General features: G+C 61.6%; 19 protein-coding genes and 1 tRNA gene. 7 read left to right on the plus strand and 13 right to left on the minus strand.

Annotated features, from left to right (window positions below):
* Positions 1-97 precede the first annotated feature (97 nt).
* Positions 98-172 (minus strand) — tRNA-Val (locus tag BM177_RS05320).
* Positions 173-508: 336 nt separating this feature from the next.
* On the opposite strand from BM177_RS05320, the gene BM177_RS05330 reads away from it, so the two are divergent.
* Positions 509-2065 carry an acid phosphatase gene (locus BM177_RS05330; protein WP_091679614.1) on the plus strand — a complete coding sequence of 519 codons (1557 nt, stop codon included), beginning with the start codon at positions 509-511 and terminating at the stop codon, positions 2063-2065.
* A gap of 35 nt (positions 2066-2100) precedes the next feature.
* On the opposite strand, the gene BM177_RS05335 is transcribed toward BM177_RS05330, so the two are convergent.
* Together BM177_RS05335 and BM177_RS05340 are read right to left on the minus strand one after the other, a co-directional pair.
* Positions 2101-2577 carry a hypothetical protein gene (locus BM177_RS05335; protein ID WP_091679324.1) on the minus strand — a complete coding sequence of 159 codons (477 nt, stop codon included), beginning with the start codon at positions 2575-2577 and terminating at the stop codon, positions 2101-2103.
* A 159-nt stretch (positions 2578-2736) separates the two neighbouring features.
* Positions 2737-3474, minus strand: coding sequence for a manganese catalase family protein (locus BM177_RS05340; RefSeq protein WP_091679617.1), 738 nt, complete (start codon positions 3472-3474; stop codon positions 2737-2739).
* A gap of 283 nt (positions 3475-3757) precedes the next feature.
* On the opposite strand from BM177_RS05340, the gene BM177_RS05345 reads away from it, so the two are divergent.
* Positions 3758-3946, plus strand: coding sequence for a hypothetical protein (locus BM177_RS05345; RefSeq protein ID WP_091679327.1), 189 nt, complete (start codon positions 3758-3760; stop codon positions 3944-3946).
* A gap of 162 nt (positions 3947-4108) precedes the next feature.
* On the opposite strand, the gene BM177_RS05350 is transcribed toward BM177_RS05345, so the two are convergent.
* Together BM177_RS05350 and BM177_RS05355 are read right to left on the minus strand one after the other, a co-directional pair.
* Positions 4109-4324 carry a CsbD family protein gene (locus tag BM177_RS05350; RefSeq protein WP_091679331.1) on the minus strand — a complete coding sequence of 72 codons (216 nt, stop codon included), beginning with the start codon at positions 4322-4324 and terminating at the stop codon, positions 4109-4111.
* A gap of 371 nt (positions 4325-4695) precedes the next feature.
* Positions 4696-4854 (minus strand): DUF3309 family protein, encoded by a 159-nt coding sequence (locus tag BM177_RS05355; RefSeq protein WP_091679336.1) that lies wholly within the window; start codon positions 4852-4854, stop codon positions 4696-4698.
* 154 nt (positions 4855-5008) lie between these two features.
* On the opposite strand from BM177_RS05355, the gene uvrB reads away from it, so the two are divergent.
* Positions 5009-7651, plus strand: coding sequence for an excinuclease ABC subunit UvrB (gene uvrB / locus BM177_RS05360; protein WP_091679621.1), 2643 nt, complete (start codon positions 5009-5011; stop codon positions 7649-7651).
* Positions 7652-8343: 692 nt separating this feature from the next.
* Complete coding sequence (locus tag BM177_RS05365; protein WP_244532128.1) at positions 8344-8913, plus strand: L,D-transpeptidase; 570 nt, start codon at positions 8344-8346, stop codon at positions 8911-8913.
* Positions 8914-8943: 30 nt separating this feature from the next.
* Here the strand turns inward: BM177_RS05365 and BM177_RS05370 are convergent, their stop codons facing one another.
* A complete protein-coding gene (locus tag BM177_RS05370) occupies positions 8944-9762 on the minus strand; it encodes a lytic murein transglycosylase (protein WP_091679343.1) in 819 nt (272 codons plus the stop codon).
* Between the two features lie 578 nt (positions 9763-10340).
* Between BM177_RS05370 and thrB the strand changes: the two genes are divergently transcribed.
* Positions 10341-11306: a homoserine kinase gene (gene thrB, locus BM177_RS05375; protein WP_091679625.1), complete on the plus strand. Its 966-nt coding sequence runs from the start codon at positions 10341-10343 to the stop codon at positions 11304-11306.
* Complete coding sequence (gene rnhA, locus BM177_RS05380; RefSeq protein ID WP_091679346.1) at positions 11303-11773, plus strand: ribonuclease HI; 471 nt, start codon at positions 11303-11305, stop codon at positions 11771-11773. Before thrB ends, rnhA begins: the two co-directional genes overlap by 4 nt.
* A gap of 27 nt (positions 11774-11800) precedes the next feature.
* Here rnhA and BM177_RS05385 read toward each other — a convergent pair whose 3' ends face one another.
* Entirely contained in the window at positions 11801-12286 is a 486-nt protein-coding gene (locus tag BM177_RS05385) for a peroxiredoxin (protein ID WP_091679350.1), read from the minus strand.
* 186 nt (positions 12287-12472) lie between these two features.
* Positions 12473-13405: a protein-disulfide reductase DsbD domain-containing protein gene (locus BM177_RS05390; RefSeq protein ID WP_175492506.1), complete on the minus strand. Its 933-nt coding sequence runs from the start codon at positions 13403-13405 to the stop codon at positions 12473-12475.
* Between the two features lie 127 nt (positions 13406-13532).
* On the opposite strand from BM177_RS05390, the gene BM177_RS05395 reads away from it, so the two are divergent.
* A complete protein-coding gene (locus BM177_RS05395; protein ID WP_091679362.1) occupies positions 13533-14153 on the plus strand; it encodes a YqgE/AlgH family protein in 621 nt (206 codons plus the stop codon).
* Positions 14154-14259: 106 nt separating this feature from the next.
* Here BM177_RS05395 and BM177_RS05400 read toward each other — a convergent pair whose 3' ends face one another.
* The 5 genes from BM177_RS05400 to BM177_RS05420 all read right to left on the minus strand — a co-directional run bounded on the left by BM177_RS05400 (position 14260) and on the right by BM177_RS05420 (position 19361).
* Positions 14260-17139 (minus strand): EAL domain-containing protein, encoded by a 2880-nt coding sequence (locus BM177_RS05400; protein WP_425284367.1) that lies wholly within the window; start codon positions 17137-17139, stop codon positions 14260-14262.
* Between the two features lie 201 nt (positions 17140-17340).
* On the minus strand, positions 17341-18009 hold the full coding sequence (locus BM177_RS05405; protein ID WP_091679368.1) for an MIP/aquaporin family protein: 669 nt from the start codon (positions 18007-18009) through the stop codon (positions 17341-17343).
* The gene (locus BM177_RS05410; RefSeq protein WP_091679371.1) at positions 18006-18536 is read right to left on the minus strand and encodes an arsenate reductase ArsC; all 531 of its coding nucleotides are present in this window, start codon (positions 18534-18536) and stop codon (positions 18006-18008) included. Before BM177_RS05410 ends, BM177_RS05405 begins: the two co-directional genes overlap by 4 nt.
* Positions 18533-19018, minus strand: coding sequence for an ArsI/CadI family heavy metal resistance metalloenzyme (locus BM177_RS05415; RefSeq protein ID WP_091679374.1), 486 nt, complete (start codon positions 19016-19018; stop codon positions 18533-18535). Before BM177_RS05415 ends, BM177_RS05410 begins: the two co-directional genes overlap by 4 nt.
* Positions 18987-19361 (minus strand): ArsR/SmtB family transcription factor, encoded by a 375-nt coding sequence (locus BM177_RS05420; protein WP_091679377.1) that lies wholly within the window; start codon positions 19359-19361, stop codon positions 18987-18989. The genes BM177_RS05415 and BM177_RS05420 overlap by 32 nt, the downstream gene beginning before the upstream one ends.
* Positions 19362-19367 lie beyond the last annotated feature (6 nt).

Below are 19367 nucleotides of genomic sequence, written 5' to 3' on the forward strand. Positions count from 1 at the left end.
TCGCACGTCTTGGATGCGCATGTTCTCGCAGCGTTCCGTATCGAGCTGCGCGATCGCGTCAGATGTCCTATTAATGCAGTAAAATCAGCGTATTAAATGGTGGGCGCGACAGGGATTGAACCTGTGACCCCTCCCGTGTGAAGGGAGTGCTCTCCCGCTGAGCTACGCGCCCGCCGCAGCCAGAACGCTGGCGTGGAAGTCCGGCTTTGGACCCGACATCCGATCATCGACGAACTTCCTTTATGAAACCGCGACGATCGAAGTCAAGGCGCATTTCACCGGTTTCCCACGACGGCTCGCCAGGAGCGCGACAGCAATTCTTCGGATGCGGCGAAAACGTGCGCCAGACCTTTGACGGCTTGCGGCCGCTTTCCGAATCCGACAACTTGAGCGGCGCCTTCAATAAAGTGCAACGGGACACGGGCAGACTATAAGGGACTCGGGCAGATTCTAAATGTCGAATCGGCCGGATGTTCAGCGCCAGCTTCGGTCGCGCCAGGAGAGCGTCATGAACAAAGGGTTAGGGCGCGCCGCCGCCGTCGCCGGAATTATTGGCGCGATTTTCACCGCGACGGCCGGCGTCTGCGCCTTTGCCGGCGATCTCGATAAAATAGAAAACATTGTCGTGCTTTACGCGGAGAACCGCAGTTTCGACAATCTTTACGGCGCGTTCCCTGGCGCCAATGGTCTCGCCAATGTCAGCGCGGAGGCGGCGAAACAAGCGGACCGCGACGGCTCTCCGCTTCCCCGATTGCCGCCTATCTGGGGCGGGTTGACCGCGCCGGGGGCGAGCCCGGTCGTGACCGAGGCGCAAACCAGACATATGCCCAACGCGCCGTTCGCCCTCGACGACCCAAAGGGCCTCGACACGCCGCTGAGCGTTGCGACCATCGACCTCGTGCATCGGTTCTACCAGAATCAGATGCAGATCAATGGCGGCAAAAATGACCGTTTCGTCGCCTATGGCGACACCGGCGCCCTGGTGATGGGCCATTACGACGGATCGAAGCTGCCGCTCTGGAAGGTGGCGCAACGCTATGCTTTAGCCGATAATTTCTTCATGGCCGCCTTCGGCGGTTCGTTCGTCAACCATTTCTATCTGGCCTGCGCCTGCGAACCCGAATACCCGAACGCGGATCAAAGTCCGGCCAAGGGCCTGATCTCGGCGGTCGAGCCTGATGGAACCTCTCTTTCGCTCGTCTCCAATTCTCCGGGATCCGCGCTGGAGGGCGTCCCGAAATTCGTCAACGACGGGACGATTACGCCCGGCCCCCGGTTTTACGCCGTGAACACGATGCAGCCGCCGTATCAACCAAGCAGGGTCAAGCCGGCGAGGGGCGGCGATCCTGCCTATGCCGATCCTGGAGCCGCGTTCACCTTACCGCCGCAGACCGAGCCGACCATTGGCGGCCTCCTCAGCGCCAAGGGCGTGACCTGGGCGTGGTATGCCGGGGCATGGAAGGCCGCGCTGGCCGATTCTGAGGGAGCAGTCAAAAATCCCGCGATCAGATTTCAAACCCACCACCAGCCGTACAATTATTTCGCGCCGATGGCGCCGGGGACGGCGGCGCGCGCCGAGCACTTGCGCGACGGGGGCCTCAACGGCGCGGAATTCATCAAGGCGATCGACGCCGGCGCCCTGCCGCAGGTGAGTTTCTACAAGCCGCAAGGCAGCCTGAACGAACATCCGGGCTACGCCGAGGTTCTTTCCGGCGACGAACATCTCGCCGAGATCGTCGCTCATCTCGAAAAGAGCCCGCAATGGGGACATATGGTCGTCATCGTCACCTATGACGAAAACGGCGGGTTTTGGGATCACGTTCCTCCGCCGAAAGGAGACCGCTGGGGGCCGGGGACGCGCATCCCCGCCCTGATCATCTCGCCATTCGCGAAGAAAGGCCATGTCGATCACACGCTCTACGACACGACCTCGATCTTGCGATTCATCACGCGGCGTTTCGATCTGCCGGTCCTGAGCGGCCTTAGCGAGCGCGACGCGGCCATGGCCGGGTGGGGAGAAAAGCTCGGAGATCTGACGCCTTCGCTCGACCTAACTTCACCGTGAGCGAACTCACGTCATAAAAGGCCTGCGGCGGAATATTATTTTACGGATTGCTGCGGCGGCAAAAATTTTTGATCGCTGAAGGGAAGCGAGGTCGGCGTCTGAATCGTGACGAATCCGATTTGAGCAGCGCGATGGCAGGCGTTGCACGCCGCGGTCAGGTCGGCAAAGCCGATCTCCACCTTCGCGATGTTCTTCTCTGAGATCGCCTTTCGCATCGCATTCAGCGGCTTCACCGCGCCTTCGATGAATTCGACAGGGATATTCTGATAGAGCATCGCCGCGCGTTCGATCGTGTCTGCGAGCTTGCCCAGTTCGTAGTCCAGGAGATCCCAGTTTTTGCGCTTGATCGCATACCAGGTCTTGATGTGTCGCCATTGCGTCATCATCATCAAATCCGCAAGGCCGCCGGGGGCCGCGTTTGCTTTTTGAAAAGGTTCGGCGAAAGGAACGTCGTCCGCAAGCGCCGGCGCCGCCGCAGCAGCCGTCAAAAAAATGATCGCAAGGCGCTTCATCAAACCGGTCCGCTTTTGTGCTGGCTCATCTTTGGCGTGCGGCGGGCCATTATCAAGCCCGTTTCAGCGGGAACAGCAATATTTGTGATATTTTCCAACAAACGCTGCGCCGGTTCTTGCCCGGCGCGGCGAGACATTGCGTTTCAGGCCGCGGCGCCGCTATTCTGCGGCCACGCGATGGAATTTTTCGTCGTCGGGGTTGACTGGATCGGGCGGCAGGCCACCCTCGGGCTGCGGATCGGCGATGTATTTGAACTGACCCTCGTTCCACGGCCCGCGATAATCGTCGCCGTGGGACAGGTTGAACACGATGTTCACGGTGTCGTCCGGTTGAATCGTGCCGAAGAATGGATCGGTCAGCTTGCCCATGGCGTCAAGCGTTTTCATGAACATCTGCGCATGGGTGATTTCGCGGGTCAGCAGATGCGTCAGCGCTTTCTTCGTGCCCTCGTCCGTGCAACGCTTGATCAGCGCCTCGTAGGTCTGGCGCGCGCCCGCTTCGGAGGCGATGTTGGCGCGCAGATCGCGCACGACATTGCCGCCTTCATTGATATAGGCGCCGGTCCAGGCCGAACCGCGGCTGTCGACGAAATGCGGGCCCATCCCCTTCATGGCGAACAACGGCGCCGCGTAGACGTCGGTTTGATCGAGATTCTGGGTATGCTGGACAATGAGTTTTCCGACCATTTCGAGATGGCTGAATTCCTCCATCGCAATGTCCTGCAGCATATCGCGGATGCTGGCGTCCTCGACGTGAAAAGACTGCACCCAATACTGGAGCGCGGCGGTGAGTTCGCCCGTGGCGCCGCCGAATTGTTCGAGGAGGAATTGCCCGAAACGAGGATCTGGCGCGCCGACGTTGACCGGCTGAATTGTTTCCTTGACGTGAGAAAACATGTGAACTCCTTTTGGGTTTTCGTGGGACGTTTCGCAGGACTCGTAAACACTGGCGCGGCGTGAACCGCCTCCGCCAAGCGGCCAGCCAGAAACGGAAAGGCGCGTCAAAAGTTCGAGCTTGGCCGCGATCAAACAATGCCTGCGGCTGTGAGCCGCAGATGCCCGCTGGCGTACACTCGAATTTAACCCCGGAGTTTTCGTGGTCTTAACCAGAGTTCTCTTGATCTTAACGAATGTCGGCGATCAGAGAAGACGATGAAGCCAAGCCAGACTGGAACTTCCCATGCGATTTAGGTTGACGCCGCCGGGCATGCCGGTTTTTTTGCTGTCGCTGACGATGGCTGCGGCGGCGATCGCAACGCTCTACACGCGTGTGCCCTATGTCGGCCACTACGTCAGCTCGCACCGCTTCTGGGTCTTGGTCTTTGCTTATGCCGTGTTGTTGGCGGGGGTGGTTGTGGAGGGATTGTGAACTCGTTGTAACGCTCTACAACGCGGTAAATACGTTACGACGCAGCGACTACGTCTACGGACGCGCGCTGTGACCGCACGCGTCCTCCACGCTGCACCGGCTTATGCCGGCCGCCCGGCCGAGCCGCTCCGTCAAGGGGCGTCGCCGGGCGCCGAGCGGATTTTAAAGCTTCTTGTCGATAGCGTCGACGACCTTGTTCGCGCCCTCTTTGATGGAGGATTTAGCGTCGCCCACGCCCTTCTCGATATCGCCCTTGGCCTTTTGCGCAAGACCTTCGGCTTGAAGTTTCTCTGATCCAACGGCCTTGCCCAGGACTTCCTTGACGTTTCCCATAGCTTTATCGGCCACGCCGGCGACTTTATCTGTTGTGCTGCTCATGCTTATCTCCAATAAAAGACAAATGGCTGTCTGTGAAAGCCGAGCGATGAACTGATGCTTCAGCGTTTGGTTCCGGACTATTTTCTACTCTTGTCGTAATAGATTGCCGCGAAACATGGCAGTTTCTCATCTGAAACTACACCTTATCGTGAACTTGATTGTTAACTCGTTCAACCTTGATGTGAACCTCGGCCAAACCTCATTGTGAACCTCAAGATAACATGCCGCCGGCCAACCGAACCTGGAGCGCGCCCGATCGCATGCCCTCATGCGATCGATCAGATATCACTCCCGTTCAGAAATCGCTCAAAAGTCAAAAGCTTGCGCATATTCTTGTCGAATGGATGGATTAAATCCAATCGGTCTATGCCCTAGATTCGGCCTAGAAGCATCAAAATGACGACGACGACGAGCACCGTACCCAGAATCCCGGAGGGTCCGTAGCCCCAGCCTGCGCTGTGGGGCCAGCTCGGAACCGCGCCGATCAAAAGAAGCACCAGAACGATGAGAAGAATGGTACTAAGAGGCATGATGAAAGACCTTCTTCAGGGTTGAATTTCTCAAGCGATGCCCTAACCGATCAGACGATAAAAAGTTGCCGAAGAAATATGCTTGGGCCAAAGCGGCCGGATTTGCCTCGATCAGACCCTTCCGCACAAGCCCGACTCGGCTCATATTGGGCTTATGGCAAAAGCGTCCGATCCGCCGAAACCTTCGAGGCCGAAACGGCCGAAGGCTCCCAATTCGAAAGCCTCACGGCCCGATGTCCACCCGCTCGGCGAGCATCTCGCCGCGCTTTTGAACCCGGCCCTCAACCAGCGCCCGCCCGGCTTCTCGGAGGCGCCCGGCGCTGGCTATGACGCGGGGCCCGCCTCGCGCATCGACGAAAAGCTTGCGGCGACGCTGGACCTCGACGCGCGCGCCCGCCAGGTCGTCTCGGCGCCGCTCTATCAGCCCGAAGGCGTCGCCGGCGCCGCCGCCACCGTCGATTCGCTAAAGGATCTGCTTGAGCGCGGCGATCCGAACCTGCGCGAAAAATCGCCATGGACCCCGCATCGCCCGCCCCGTCCGGAAAAATCCGAAGGCGGGCGGGCCTTCAAGATCGTGTCCGAATTCGAGCCTAAGGGCGACCAGCCGGCCGCCATCGACGAACTCGTCAAGGGGATCGAAGCGCAGGAGCGCGACCAGGTGCTTCTGGGCGTCACCGGCTCCGGCAAGACCTTCACCATGGCGCAGGTCATCGCGCGCACCAACCGCCCGGCTCTCATTCTGGCGCCCAACAAGACGCTGGCGGCGCAGCTCTATGGCGAGTTCAAAAGCTTCTTTCCGGACAATGCGGTCGAATATTTCGTCTCCTACTACGATTACTACCAGCCCGAAGCCTATGTGCCGCGCTCGGACACCTACATCGAGAAGGAAAGTTCGATCAACGAGCAGATCGACCGCATGCGCCACGCCGCCACCCGCGCGCTGCTGGAGCGCGACGACGTTATCATCGTCGCCTCGGTCTCGTGCATCTACGGCATCGGCTCGGTCGAAACCTACACGGCGATGACCTTCACCGTGAAAGTCAATGAAAGGATCGACCAGCGCCAGCTCATCGCCGATCTTGTGGCCCTGCAATACAAGCGCTCCGGCGGCGATTTTTCGCGCGGCGTGTTCCGGGTGCGCGGCGATACGATCGAACTGTTTCCCGCCCATTATGAGGACCGCGCCTGGCGCATCGGCTTCTTCGGCGAGTCCATCGAATCCATCGCCGAGTTCGATCCGCTGACCGGCAAGAAGACGCAGGACCTCGAGTTCGTGAAGGTCTACGCCAATTCGCATTATGTGACGCCGCGCCCGACTCTGCTGCAATCGATCAAGGGCATCAAGACCGAGCTGAAGCAGCGCCTCGGCGAGCTCAACAACGCGGGCCGGCTGCTCGAATCGCAGCGGCTGGAACAGCGCACGATGTTCGATCTCGAAATGCTGGAGGCGGCGGGTTCGTGCGCGGGCATCGAAAACTATTCGCGCTATCTCACCGGGCGGCGCCCCGGCGAGCCGCCGCCGACCCTCTTCGAATACCTGCCCGACAACGCGCTCGTGTTCACCGATGAATCCCATGTGACCGTGCCGCAGATCGGCGCCATGTATCGCGGCGATTTCCGGCGCAAGGCGACGCTCGCCGAATATGGCTTCCGTCTCCCGTCCTGCCTCGATAACAGGCCGTTGCGCTTCGAGGAATGGGAGGCGATGCGCCCGCAGACCGTCCATGTGTCGGCGACGCCCGGCTCCTGGGAGATGGAGCGGACGGGGGGCGTCTTCGTCGAGCAGGTGATCCGTCCGACCGGGCTCATCGACCCGCCGGTCGAAATCCGCCCGGCCCGCGCGCAGGTGGACGATCTCTTAAGCGAAGTGCGCGAGGTCGCGGCCAAGGGCTACCGCAGCCTCGTCACGGTGCTGACCAAGCGCATGGCCGAGGACCTCACCGAATATCTGCACGAACATGGCGCGCGGGTGCGCTACATGCATTCGGACATCGACACGATCGAGCGGATCGAGATCATCCGCGACCTGCGCCTCGGCGCCTTTGATATTCTCGTCGGCATCAACCTGCTCCGCGAAGGTCTCGACATTCCCGAATGCGGCCTCGTGGCGATCCTCGACGCCGATAAGGAGGGCTTTCTGCGCAGCGAGACCTCGCTGGTGCAGACGATCGGGCGCGCCGCGCGCAACGTCGACGGCAAGGTGATCCTCTATGCCGACGCCGTCACCGGCTCGATGCAGCGCGCCATCGCCGAGACCGACCGCCGCCGCGAAAAACAACAGGCCTACAACATCGCCAACAACATCACGCCGGCGACGATCAAGCGGGGCATCCAGGATATCCTGGGTTCCGTCTACGAGCAGGATCATGTGACGGTGGATTCAGGATTCGCCGCGCCGGAGATTTTGGCCGGCCACAATTTCAAGGCGACCATCGCAGACCTTGAAAAAAAGATGCGCGCCGCCGCCGCCGATCTCGATTTCGAGGCGGCCGCGCGCTACCGCGACGAATTGAAGCGCCTGCAGGCGGTCGAACTCGCCATCGCCGACGATCCGCTTGCGCGCCAGAGCGACGTCGAGGATCAAGCGGGCGCCTACAAGGGCGAACGCAAATATGGCGCGGCGGCGAATCTGCCGGCGAGCCGCCCGCACAAGCCGACGGATTCGGAAATGGGGCCGCATAATTTTGGGGGCGGCGAGGCGAAGCCCCGAGGGCCATCAGAGCCGCGCGGGGATGTGAAGGGACGCAGTTCAGCGGGGAAGGGCGGCACGCGGGTCTACCGGGGGAAGGTGCGGTGAGCGGGGGCGCATGGGTCCTCCAGCGCCGCGTTCCATAATGGGGCTTATGCGGCAGCTCGAAACTCGAAGTTAGTGGCAGTTTGGCACGGTTGCAGAGCATCTACTCCAACAAGCGCTTTCTTGATTAGCGACGTTTGACAGACAACCAGCATATCCGCTACCTGGTCCGTTGCAAACCCCGTTGCCGACCGTTCCACCGTTAATGCGACAACAAATATTATTGCCATTAGCACGCGCACTGACGCAGGCGTTCCTGCAAGCGGCGCATTCTGGTGAAGCAAACTGCGCCATCGCTGTTTCTAAGCCACTAAAAGTGAAAACAATAAAAAGCGCAAAACCAACGATTCTATCTTGTTCGTCCAAAAAAAAACGATTCGATCTCCTGAACTCGGACTATCCGTTTCATCATCGCTCCCCGCACCGACTTTGGTATGAACCAATAGTCTTTCGCCTTTTCGCTGTTCCGTCAAATTGCGCAATGCCGTGCTTATGCACGGCAATGCCACTTCAATTAAATCAACCACTTGGCGCGTGCATAAATCAGGTGCGCATGGAATCTCATGAGCGCAGCAATCTCAGCGCCCGTCATGAACCCATATTGCAAAAGCCCCCAAACCCCGTCCGCCCCATTTTCGCCGCAATACGCGCAAGGAGTGCGCCTTACATTTAATGCACGACTTTGAAGGATCCGAATGCCCGCAATAATGTCCCGCGCCGCCCTTTTGCTTGGCCTCTTCGCCGCCTCTCCCGCCTTGGCGCTCGAGTCTCCCTCGGGTGGGGCGAGCCCCTTCGCCGGTCTCTTCGGCGGGTTTCAGGAACAGGCGATCCCGCGCCAGATCATCGAATGGAACGCCGATTATCCGGCCGGAACCGTGGTCGTCTCGACGAGCCAGCGCCGGCTTTATTATGTGCTTGGCCACGACCGGGCGATCCGCTACGGGGTCGGGGTCGGGCGCGACGGCTTCACCTGGTCGGGCGCGAAGACCGTGTCGATGATTCGCGAATGGCCGGGCTGGTCGCCGCCGCCGCAGATGATCAGGCGCCGTCCCGATTTGCCACGCTACATGAAGGGCGGCATCGACAATCCGCTCGGCGCGCGGGCGATCTACCTTGGCCCCAGCATGTACCGCATCCACGGGTCGAACGAGCCCGAAACGATCGGCTCCGCCGTCTCGTCCGGCTGCATCAGGATGACCAACGACGACGTCGTCGATCTCGCCGGACGGGTGAAGGTGGGAACGAAAGTGGTGGTGCTGCAGTAAACTCGCAGCCCGCCGCGCGTTGCGCCGGCCCTATTCCCCGCTTGCGAGCTTCGTCGCGAACAGGGCGATGGTGCGGGCATAGACGTCGGCCTTGTTCCATTCCTGAATCACGGCGAAATTCGGCTCGCCGGGGTTCCACCCGGCGCCGCGTTTCCAGCCGAATCCCTTCAGATAATTGGCGGTCGAGGCGAGCACGTCCGGCGCGTTATGGATGAGGTCGGCGCGCCCGTCGCCGCTGAAGTCCACCGCATATTTCAGATAGGACGAAGGCATGAACTGGGTCTGTCCCAGTTCGCCGGCCCAGGCGCCGCGCATCGCGCCTGGGGCGAGATCGCCGCGCTGGATGAGCTTCAGAGCGTCGATGAGTTCAGCCTGGAATTTGTCGCTGCGGCGACAGTCGAAGGCGAGGGTCGCCAGCGCGCGCAGCGTCGGCGTGTCGCCGTTGACGGCGCCGAAATCGGTCTCGAGGCCCCAGATCGCGACGATGATCGGTCCGGGCACGCCATAGGCCTCGTTGATGCGCTCGAACGTTCCAGCATATTGCTTGAGGAGCGTGCGGCCTCGTTTCAACCGGTTGGCGTTGACCATGCGCGCCGAGAATTCCTCGAAACTCTGGTGAAAGACGTGCTGGCCGTGGTCCTTCGAGATGATGTCCGGGTCGTAGGCGACGCCGTCGAGCGCGCTGATCGCGGCGGCGGAGACGCCCTGCGCCGCGGCTTCCTGCCGGATCGCGGCGATGAAGGCGTCGAACCCGGCCGGATCGCGGCAGGTCGCGGCGCGGACCGGCGACGCTGCGCAAAGCGCCAGGATGAAAACGCCGGACAGACCTCGCCGCATCGTCAATCGCATGAAAGCCGCTCCGCCCTAAGCTGGAAGGTGATTCGCTCTAACGACCTTCCATAGCTTATTCTTCAAGGCAAGGCTTGCTTCGAGGGAAGGCTTGCGCCGGAGCGCCTTTCAAACCGGCGCTGTCCCAATTTTTGAACCGGGCCGTCCCGAAGACGAAAAAAGGCGAGAAAACGCAAAGCGCTCTCGCCTTTTTCAGCTCTGCCCTTGTCTGATTTTCGCCTGCGCCTCACGCGGAAGGCGGCTCCTTGATGGAGCAAGGCGAAAATCAGCGTCCTCCCAAGACCCGGACCGAAGACCGAATGTGCGCCAGTTCTGGCTCTCAACGGCTCGCTTGAGCGATATACCTTTCATTGCGGCGCTTGTCACCTGTCAATGAGGCAAAATGCCCTAAAAATCCGCGAGGCGGGGCGAAGTTTTTTGCGAACCGCCATTTTGCGCCGCACCCTTTTTAAGAGGGCGGGCGAAGGCGACCGCGAATGATTTCCCGCAGGCTTCGAAGGCCCGCGGCCGCGAAGAAATCGTTCGACTTCGACGCCCACAACATGCTCCAAAGCTCCGATCCAACAGGCGGTGGACGAATGGCTGTTTATACCGATGTGACCGACGCGGACCTGACGGCGTTTCTGAGCCAGTATGACATTGGCCGCGCGCGCGCGCTGAAAGGCATCGCTGAGGGCGTCGAGAACTCCAATTTTCTGCTTCACGCAGGCGCGGGCGTTTACATTCTGACGCTGTACGAGAAACGTGTCGACGAGAACAATCTGCCTTTCTTCCTTGGCCTGATGGAGCATCTCGCCAGGCACGGGCTCAACTGCCCGCTGCCGGTGCGCAACCGGTCCGGCGGCGCGCTTGGGCGGATCGCCGGGCGTCCCGCCGCGATCGTCACCTTTCTTGAAGGCGTTTCGGCGACCCGGCCAAACGAGGATCAATGCGCCGCGCTCGGAGAAGCTCTTGGCAGGCTGCACGTGGCCGGCGCCGACTTTCCTCTGCGCCGGCCGAATTCATTGGGCTTGAGCGCGTGGCCTGACCTCTTCGGGGAGGTCAGCGCACGCGCCGACGAAGTTCAGCCGGGACTTGCGGACCTGATCGCTCGGGAGCTGATCTTTCTCGAAAGGAACTGGCCCACCGGATTGCCCTCCGGAATCATTCACGCCGATATGTTTCCGGACAATGTCCTCTTTCTCGGCGACGCCGTGTCCGGGGTCATCGATTTCTATTTCGCCTGCGTCGACAATCTCGCCTACGACGCGGCCGTTTGCTTGAACGCATGGTGTTTCGACAAGGATCAGGCCTATGACAGCCAAAAGGCCCGCGCATTTTTCAAGGCCTACGAACGCGTTCGCCCGTTGACCGCCGGAGAAGCCGAGGCGCTCTGCGTCCTCGCCCGCGGCGCGGCGCTGCGGTTCACTTTGACCCGCCTCGTCGATTGGCTGAACGTTCCGCCGGGCGCGTTGGTCCACCCCAAGGACCCCCGCGAATACGTGCGCAAGCTTCAGGTCCTGCAGACCATCGGCGGCGCCGCTGACCTGGGTCTGATCCGATGAGCGCTAATGTTTCGATCTGGACCGATGGCGCCTGCTCGGGCAATCCTGGACCGGGCGGATGGGGCGCGATCCTCACCTTCGGCGATCACATGAAGGAAATCTGCGGCGGCGAGGCCGAAACCACCAACAACCGGATGGAGCTGACGGCGGCGATCAACGCCCTTGAGAGCCTGACAAGGCCTTGCGTCGTCCATCTCTTCACGGATTCCAATTACGTCAGGGGCGGGATCACCGGCTGGCTTTCGTCCTGGAAGCGCAACGGCTGGCGGACCGCCGACAAAAAGCCGGTGAAGAACGTCGAGCTCTGGCAAAGGCTCGACGCAGCGGCGCAGCCGCACGATATCGACTGGCGCTGGGTCAAGGGCCACGCGGGCGATCCCATGAACGAGCGAGCCGACGAACTCGCCCGTCAGGGCATGGCGGCGTTCATGGGCGCCCGGGCGCGGGCGGGCCTAGGCGGAATGTGACTTTCGGCTGATCGTCGAAGGCGTTCGTCAAAATTGCGCGAGCAAGGCGTCCGCGCTTGAGGCTTCCGCCTTGCTCGGAACCGGTTCGACGTTCAGCTTGCGCACGACGCCGTTGTCGACCAGCATCGAATATCTTTGCGATCTTGACCCGAGCCCGCGTTCGGTCAGGTCGAGCGAAAGGCCGAGCGCCCTGGCGAAATCGCCGCTGCCGTCGGCGAGGAAAGTGATCTTGCCCTCAGCGCCCGAACTTTTCGCCCAGGCGTCGAGGACGAAAACGTCATTGACGCTGGTGAGCGCGATCTCGTCGACGCCGAGCGCCTTGAATGAGTCGATCCGGTCGAGAAACCCGGGCAGATGAGCGCTGCTGCAGGTCGGCGTGAAGGCGCCAGGCACGGCGAACAGAACGACCTTCCGACCCTTGAAAATGTCTTCGCTGGTTCGGGTTTTTGGGCCTTCTGGGGTCATGATCGTGAAAACAGCTTTGGGCAGGGAATCACCGGGTTTGATCGTCATTATATAAGGTCCTCGCTGGTCGGGTTTGCGTCGGGCGCGACGCCTCGAGCGCTTTCCGATCGCATGACGTCATGCGATCGATCAGAAATCGCTCCAGAGTTAAAAGCTTGAGCATATTCTTGTCGATTGGATGGATTCAATCCGATCGGAATATGCTCTCGAGCCGCAAAACGCCGGGCTCCGGAATCAGGGTTTTATGGCCGCCGCGGGTTTAAGCTCAACCGCGAATTCATAGCTGTGCCTTGGCTGTGTCAAGGTCAGGAGAACCGGCGCCGCGGTGCCGGCGGCGGTTTTGGGCCGCGCGGCTTCGACAATCAGAAACTCGTCCGGGCGACCCGACTTCCGGGTCTCGAAATACCAACCTGCGGGAGCTTCGGCGAAGAGATCGGCGGCGCCGTCCTGGCTTCCTGAAACGTTATTGGCCCCCTCCGCGAGTTTAAGCCGCCAGGTCGGGGGCGAGGCCGTGGGGTCCCGCACGATCGAAACCTTTTTGTCGCGATCGGTTTCCGAAAGGCGGACCGGCACTTTTTCTTCCGCCCTCTCGATCGCCGATGCCGGACCGGCCCCGGCGAGGGACGAAGGCGCTTTTTCCGGAAGCAAGGTCAGTTTCGTCTCCACCATGTTCGGCAGGCAGATTCGCTCGCAGACAGCGAAATTCATTTTCATGGTCAGATTGACGGGAAGGGCAGGGTCCGTGGGGCGGATATGAAGCGGAAACGTCACGTCGCCCGTATATCCGAACGCTTCCGTCCCCGCCTCGTCGATTCGTTTCGGAGCCGGGAAAAGGATTGTGACGTTTGCTACATTTTCCGAGCCGTCGAAGGAGAAAGCAGGCGGCGCTCCGGCGTCTCCCGGCGTTCGCCAATAGGTGATCGCGCCTGGATCAAGCCGCATTTCAACCCCGGCGCCATAAGGCAGGCGGCCGGGAGCGCCAGCGATCAGCCGAACCGATGATTTCGAGGCGAGAACCCAAGGGCCGTCCGCAGGATCACACCGCGCCTTGGCTCCAATCATGAAAACGCTCAAGGCGACGACGGCGACAAGAAAACAGAATGTCTTGACGTTCCGGGCGGCCAGGATCAGATCCGCGCCGACCGGAGATTGGACGAAATTTTGCATCAATTGTATCACGCCGCTTCCCCCTACGACTTTCAGCTTATTTTGCATAGGATGACGCCGCAACATACATTGCGGTGATCAGACCGGGGATCGGGGCCGGCGGAAATCGGGTTGCGGGAAAAGTGAAATGGGATCAGTCAAGCCGCCGGAGTCGATGTCCGGACCCTCGAGCGGATTTCTCGACGGCCAATTGCTGGTCGCGATGCCGGGCATGGCGGACAGCCGCTTTGCGCGATCGGTGGTTTATCTTTGCGCTCATTCCGAGGAGGGCGCGATGGGGATCATCGTCAATCGTCCTGCACGGAAATTAAGCTTCTCGGATCTTCTGGTGCAACTCGACGTGATTCGTCCAGACGAGGCGATCCGGCTCCCTGAAAAGGCCGGCGCCGTCCAGGTTCTGAAGGGCGGCCCGGTCGAGACCGGCAGAGGCTTCGTGCTTCATTCCAACGATTTTTTCATCGACAATTCCACGTTGCCGATCGACAGCGGCGTATCCCTGACCGCGACGATCGACATTCTGCGCGCGATCGCTCGGGGCGCCGGGCCCGTCCAGGCGATTCTCGCCCTGGGTTACGCCGGATGGTCCGCAGGACAGCTTGAAAGCGAGATGCAGCAAAACGGCTGGCTCAACTGTCCCGGCGATCCGTCGCTGATTTTTGATCAGGCTTCGGCGTCGAAATATGATCGGGCGCTCCGCAAGCTTGGGATCGATATCGCCAGGCTGTCGTCCGACGCCGGACATTCTTGAGCATCCAAGCCTTTGACTCTGGAGCGATTTCTGATCCATCGCATGACTTCATGTGACCGGAAAGCGCTCTTGAGGGCGTGAAATTTCGTCAAGGCTGGCGTCGGCCTCAGGCGGCGATGGCGGCTCCGACGAGCTTGCGCGCCTCGGCCGCGCTGATCGGATGGCCGAATGCGAAGCCTTGCGCATATTCGCATCCGAGCTGATAGAGCTCGATCGCGTCCGCCTCCGCTTCGGCCCCTTCAGCGATGACCTCCATCCCGAGATCGTGAGCCAGCGTCACAAGGGATCGCAGGATCGCGGGCCGCGATCCATTTCCCGACTGGCGCACGAACGAGCGGTCGATCTTGATCGTATCGAACGGAAATCTTTGCAAATAGGTGAGCGAGGAATAGCCGGTCCCGAAATCATCGAGCGAGAGCCCGGCCCCGAGGTCGCGGATGCGGGTCAGCATTTGCGTTGCATATTCCGGATTCTCCATCACCAGACTTTCGGTAAATTCCAGCTTTAGCGTTCCGCGGCTGACGACGCAGCGGTTGAGCACGCCCTTGACGTCCTGCAGGAGATCGTGGCGCATCATCTGCGGCGAAGAAATATTGACGCTGGCGAAAATCGGCGGGTCGACATCGAGCGCGCGCTGCCAGGCCGCGAGTTCGCGCCCGGTGCGCTCGAGCGCGAAGACGCCGAGATCGATGACCAGTCCGGGGTCGTCGGCGACATCGAGAAATTCGCTTGGGGCGAGCCGTCCGTGGCGCGGATGATCCCAGCGCAACAGCGTTTCGAAGCCCGCGACGGTGCGGTCCTCAAGCCGCACGATGGGCTGAAAAAACAGCTTCATCTCGCCGCGGTCGAGCGCGCGCCGCAGATCCGCCGCGAGGCCGAATTTGTCGGAGCGCAAAGTGCGCATCGAGGGGCGGAAGATTTCGATGCGGTTGCCGCCAAGGCGCTTGCCGTGACGCATGGCGATCTCCGCGTCCTTCAGCATGTCCTCAGGCTGTTCGCGCGATTGCGGATCGTAGAGCGCCAGACCGAACGAGGCGGTCAGTGGGATTTCCCGATCGCTGAACGTCACCGGGGTGGAGGCGACCCGCCTCGCCATATTTGCGAGCGCCATGATCTGATCATCGTCATATTCGGACACGACGAGGGCGACGAAATGATCGCCGGAGAGCCGGGCAAGGGTGTCCTGCGGCTTCAGGATGCGGCCGAGCCGGCGCGCGAGCGCCAGAATAATCGAATCTCCGGCCGAGAGCCCGATGGCCTCGTTCACCTGCTTGAACCGGTCGATGTCAATGCTCATGACGGCGGGACGGATCTTGTCGTCGCTTTCCGCGAAGGCGAGGGCGGCTTTGAGCCGGTCGAGGAAAAGCTCCCGGTTTGCGAGTCCGGTCAGATTGTCGTGGATGGCGTCATGAAGCAGCCGCTCTTCGGAAATCTTCGTTTCCGTGATGTCGTTCAGCGTCCCGACGATGCGGAGCACCTCTCCGTCCGGACCAAGAACCGGCCGCGCCTTCAGGCGGAACCAGAACGGCTGGCTATCGGCCGCGCGCAGGCGGAAATCCTGGTTTATCCGCCCGCGCCGCTGTTCAAGCATGGTGTCGAGACAGGCGCGGTAGCGGTCCCGCTCGGAGGGGTGCAGAACATCGAGCCAGGTGGAGGCCGGGCCTTCGAGCGCGCCGCGGGCCAGTCCGAGTTGGACCTCGATTTCGGGACTGACGTAAACCCGGTCGGACGAGACGTCCCAGTCGAAGATAATGTCGCCGCTACCGGTCAGCGCCAGCGCCTTGCGCTCCGAGTCCGAGACGGCGCCCTGACCGAGCCCGCCGCCGATAAAGGCGTTCTGCATGATCGTGAACCCGATCAGCATGACGATCAGCACCAGTCCGCCGATGAGGGCCGGCGAGACGAGATCGTTGGTGAGCGCGCCGGTCACGGCGAAGGCGGCGGCGACGATCCAGACCAGGAGGAGAAACCAGGTTGGAATGAGCATCACCGCGCGGTCGTAGCCGTGCGTCGCAAGGTAAAGCACGAGGATGAAGCCCACCGCGGCGATGGTCGCGAGCGAAATTCGCGCGACGCCGGCCGCGACCGGCGGGTCATAGACGGCAAGACCGACCAGCGCCGCGAGAAACAACAGCCAGACTGTGACGACATGCGAGGCCCGGACATGCCAGCGGTTGAGATTGAGGTAGGCGAACAGGAACACGAGGAGGGTCCCGGCGAGAACCGTCTCGGCGCCGGCCCGCCAGATCCGGTCCGACTGGCCATCGGTGCCGAAGATCTTCCCCCAGAAGCCGAAATCGATGCAGACATAGGCGAGGACGGTCCAGGCCAGCGCGGCGGCGGCCGGGAAAATCACCGCGCCCTTGACGACGAAAACGATGGTGAGGAACAGCGCCAGAAGCCCGGCGACGCCGATGACAATGCCTTTGTACAAGGCGAGGCTCGTCATTTTGTCTTTGTAGGCGTCGGGCTGCCAGAGATTGATCTGGGGCAGGTTCGGAGTTCTCAACTCGGCGACATAGGTCACGGTCGTGCCTGGGTCGAGGGTCAGCCGGAAGACGTCGGCGTCGGCGCTTTCGTCCCGCTCGGGCGGAAAGCCCTGGCTCGCGGTGATCGCCGAAATGCGTGAGGCGCCGAGATCGGGCCAGATCACGCCGGAGCCGACGAGCCTGAAATGCGGCGCGACGATCAGACGCTCGATCTGTTCGCCGGTGTCGTTGGTCAGCGCGAAGACGATCCAGCTCGGATGCGTTCCTTCCTCGCGCGCGCGCACCTCGATCCGGCGAACGATCCCGTCCGCCCCGGCGGCGGTCGAGACGAGCAGGCGGTCGCCCTCGGAATTATAGCTTTCGATCGCCTTGGTGAGATCGATCGCGCGGGCGTCGAGTGGAACGCGCACCGATTCGATCGCGCTGGCCGGGCTGAGTCCGGCGGCGAGAAGGGTCACGGCGATCAGGAAACGGAAAAGACGCAAGCAGCTCGCCAAGAGTGATCCTGTTTCAGGCGCGGCGACCGGCGCGGGCGCGGCCGCAGTTCGAACGTGAATTGGTAAAGCCTGTCCAGCGCCCCGGCAAGTGGAACGCTAGGAACGGATTGGGCCGGTTTTAAGGTGGGACGAGCCGGGGAGCGCAGGCTGCGCCGGGGGCGGACCGGACCGCGGTCGCGGAAGGTTGCTTCCCAACTCGGATCAGGCGCGCTCGCGCGCGGGCCATAATTGACGCGCGACGATGACGCCCAGGGCCGTTCCGGCCAATTGCGCAAGCACGAAGGCGGCGACGCTGACGGGTGCGATCCCCGCGAAAGTGTCGGAGAACGCCCGGGCGATGGTCACTGCCGGGTTGGCGAACGAGGTGGAAGCGGTGAACCAATAGGCGGCCGTGATATAGAGGCCGACGGCGTAGGGAGCAGCGGAAGGCGCTCGGACGCATCCGAAAATCGTCAGAAGCAATCCGAAGGTCGCGATAAATTCAGCGAACCACTGGCCGGCTCCGGTTCGCGTCTTCAGCGAGAGCTGCCAAAGCGGAAGCTCGAACATCAGGTGCGCCGCCAGAACGCCCAGGACCGCGCCGATCAGCTGGGCGGCGATATAAGGGGTCACGTCGCGCCATCGAAATTCGCCGCGCGCCGCGAAGGCGAGCGTCACCGCCGGATTGAAATGGGCTCCGGACAGGGGACCAAAGATCAAAATCAAGACGACGAGGATAGCGCCGGTTGGAAGCGTATTGCCCAGCAAGGCCAGCGCGAGATTGCCCCCTGACAGATTGAGGCCCATCACGCCGGAGCCGATCACGGCGGCAAGGAGGAACGCGGTTCCAAGGCCTTCAGCGAACAAACGGCGAGCGAGCGGTTCTGTCATTGTCCGAGGATCGCGTCCTGGGGCCGACCCGCCGGCGTCTGACCTATTTCCTGGAGCCTGCGGGCGAGCGAAGGAGCGTCGAGATCGCTGAACGGCAGATTGACGAAGGCCTCGATCCGCTTGCTCAGATCAAGAAACGCATGGCGGAATGCGCGCTCCTTCTCGATTTCGGTTCCTTCAAAGGCCGCCGGGTCCGCCACGCCCCAATGCGCCGTCGCTGGCTTTCCGATCCACAGCGGGCAGGCTTCACCCGCCGCATTGTCGCAAACAGTGAACACGAAATCGAATTTCGGGGCGTCTTGCCCGGCAAATTCATCCCAGCTTTTCGAGCGCAGCCCGGCGGTTGGGTATCCGTAGGCTTCAAGCATCCGCAGCGCCAGGGGATGAACGGCGCCCTTGGGGTGACTTCCGGCTGAATAGGCGCCAAAGCGGCCGCCTCCGTCCTTCCGAAGGATGCTTTCGGCAAGGATCGAGCGGGCGCTGTTCCCGGTGCAGAGAAAAAGCGCGTTGAACGCCGCGCCTGTCACGCCGCGTCCTCTCGTTTCGGCGCGCAGCAGGCGCCGGCCGGTTTGGCGTCGGCCTTGGGCGCGCAGCAGGCCGTTGCGGCTTCGGGAATGGACTCCCTGTCAACGTCGGCTCCGTAAACCGCGCTTTCGCCGATGGTCAAAAACGTTTCCCATGAAAGGTTCTGCGGGTCCTTTATCCAGGCCTTTTCCGACTTGGCGTAACAGCAGGTCGTCGCGCCCTCCTCCAACACGGGACGGTCCGCCTGACGAAGCCGGTCGTAAACCTCGCGAAGTTCGGCTTGCGTCTCGACTTCGATCCCCAGATGATCGAGTCCGGCGCGGACGCCCCGCTTCGAAATCGCGAAATTGACGCGCGGATCGTCCAGCATCCACTTCGCATAGTCGGGCTTCGCGACCGTCGGATCGGCGGCGAAAAGGGTGCTGTAGAACTTTATCGATTGGGCGAGATCGTCAACGGACACGTGGACGTGAAGACGTTTCATCATCAATTCCTGGAGGAACGAGTGCGGGATCGCAGGCGCCGATGCCGCAAGCGGCCGGATCGCCTTCGCAGCAGTTTTCGGAGAGATAGCCCATCAAGGCCTTCATGGTGGGATAGGAGGCCGAATAGATCAAAGACCTGCTTTCTCTCCGGAACGAAACGAGATTGGCCTGCTTGAGCTGGTTCAGATGGAAAGAAAGGGTCGTCAACGGCAGGCCGAGGCGCTCGCCGATGCGTCCCGCGGGCAATCCGTCCGGTCCGGCCTCGACCAGCAGCCGGAAGATGTCGAGGCGGGTGTCCTGGGCGAGCGCGGAGAGCGCGGCGATGGCGTCCAACTTTTCCATATTTCC

The sequence above is a fragment of the Methylocapsa palsarum genome, from assembly GCF_900114285.1.
Taxonomy (GTDB): Bacteria; Pseudomonadota; Alphaproteobacteria; order Rhizobiales; family Beijerinckiaceae; genus Methylocapsa; species Methylocapsa palsarum.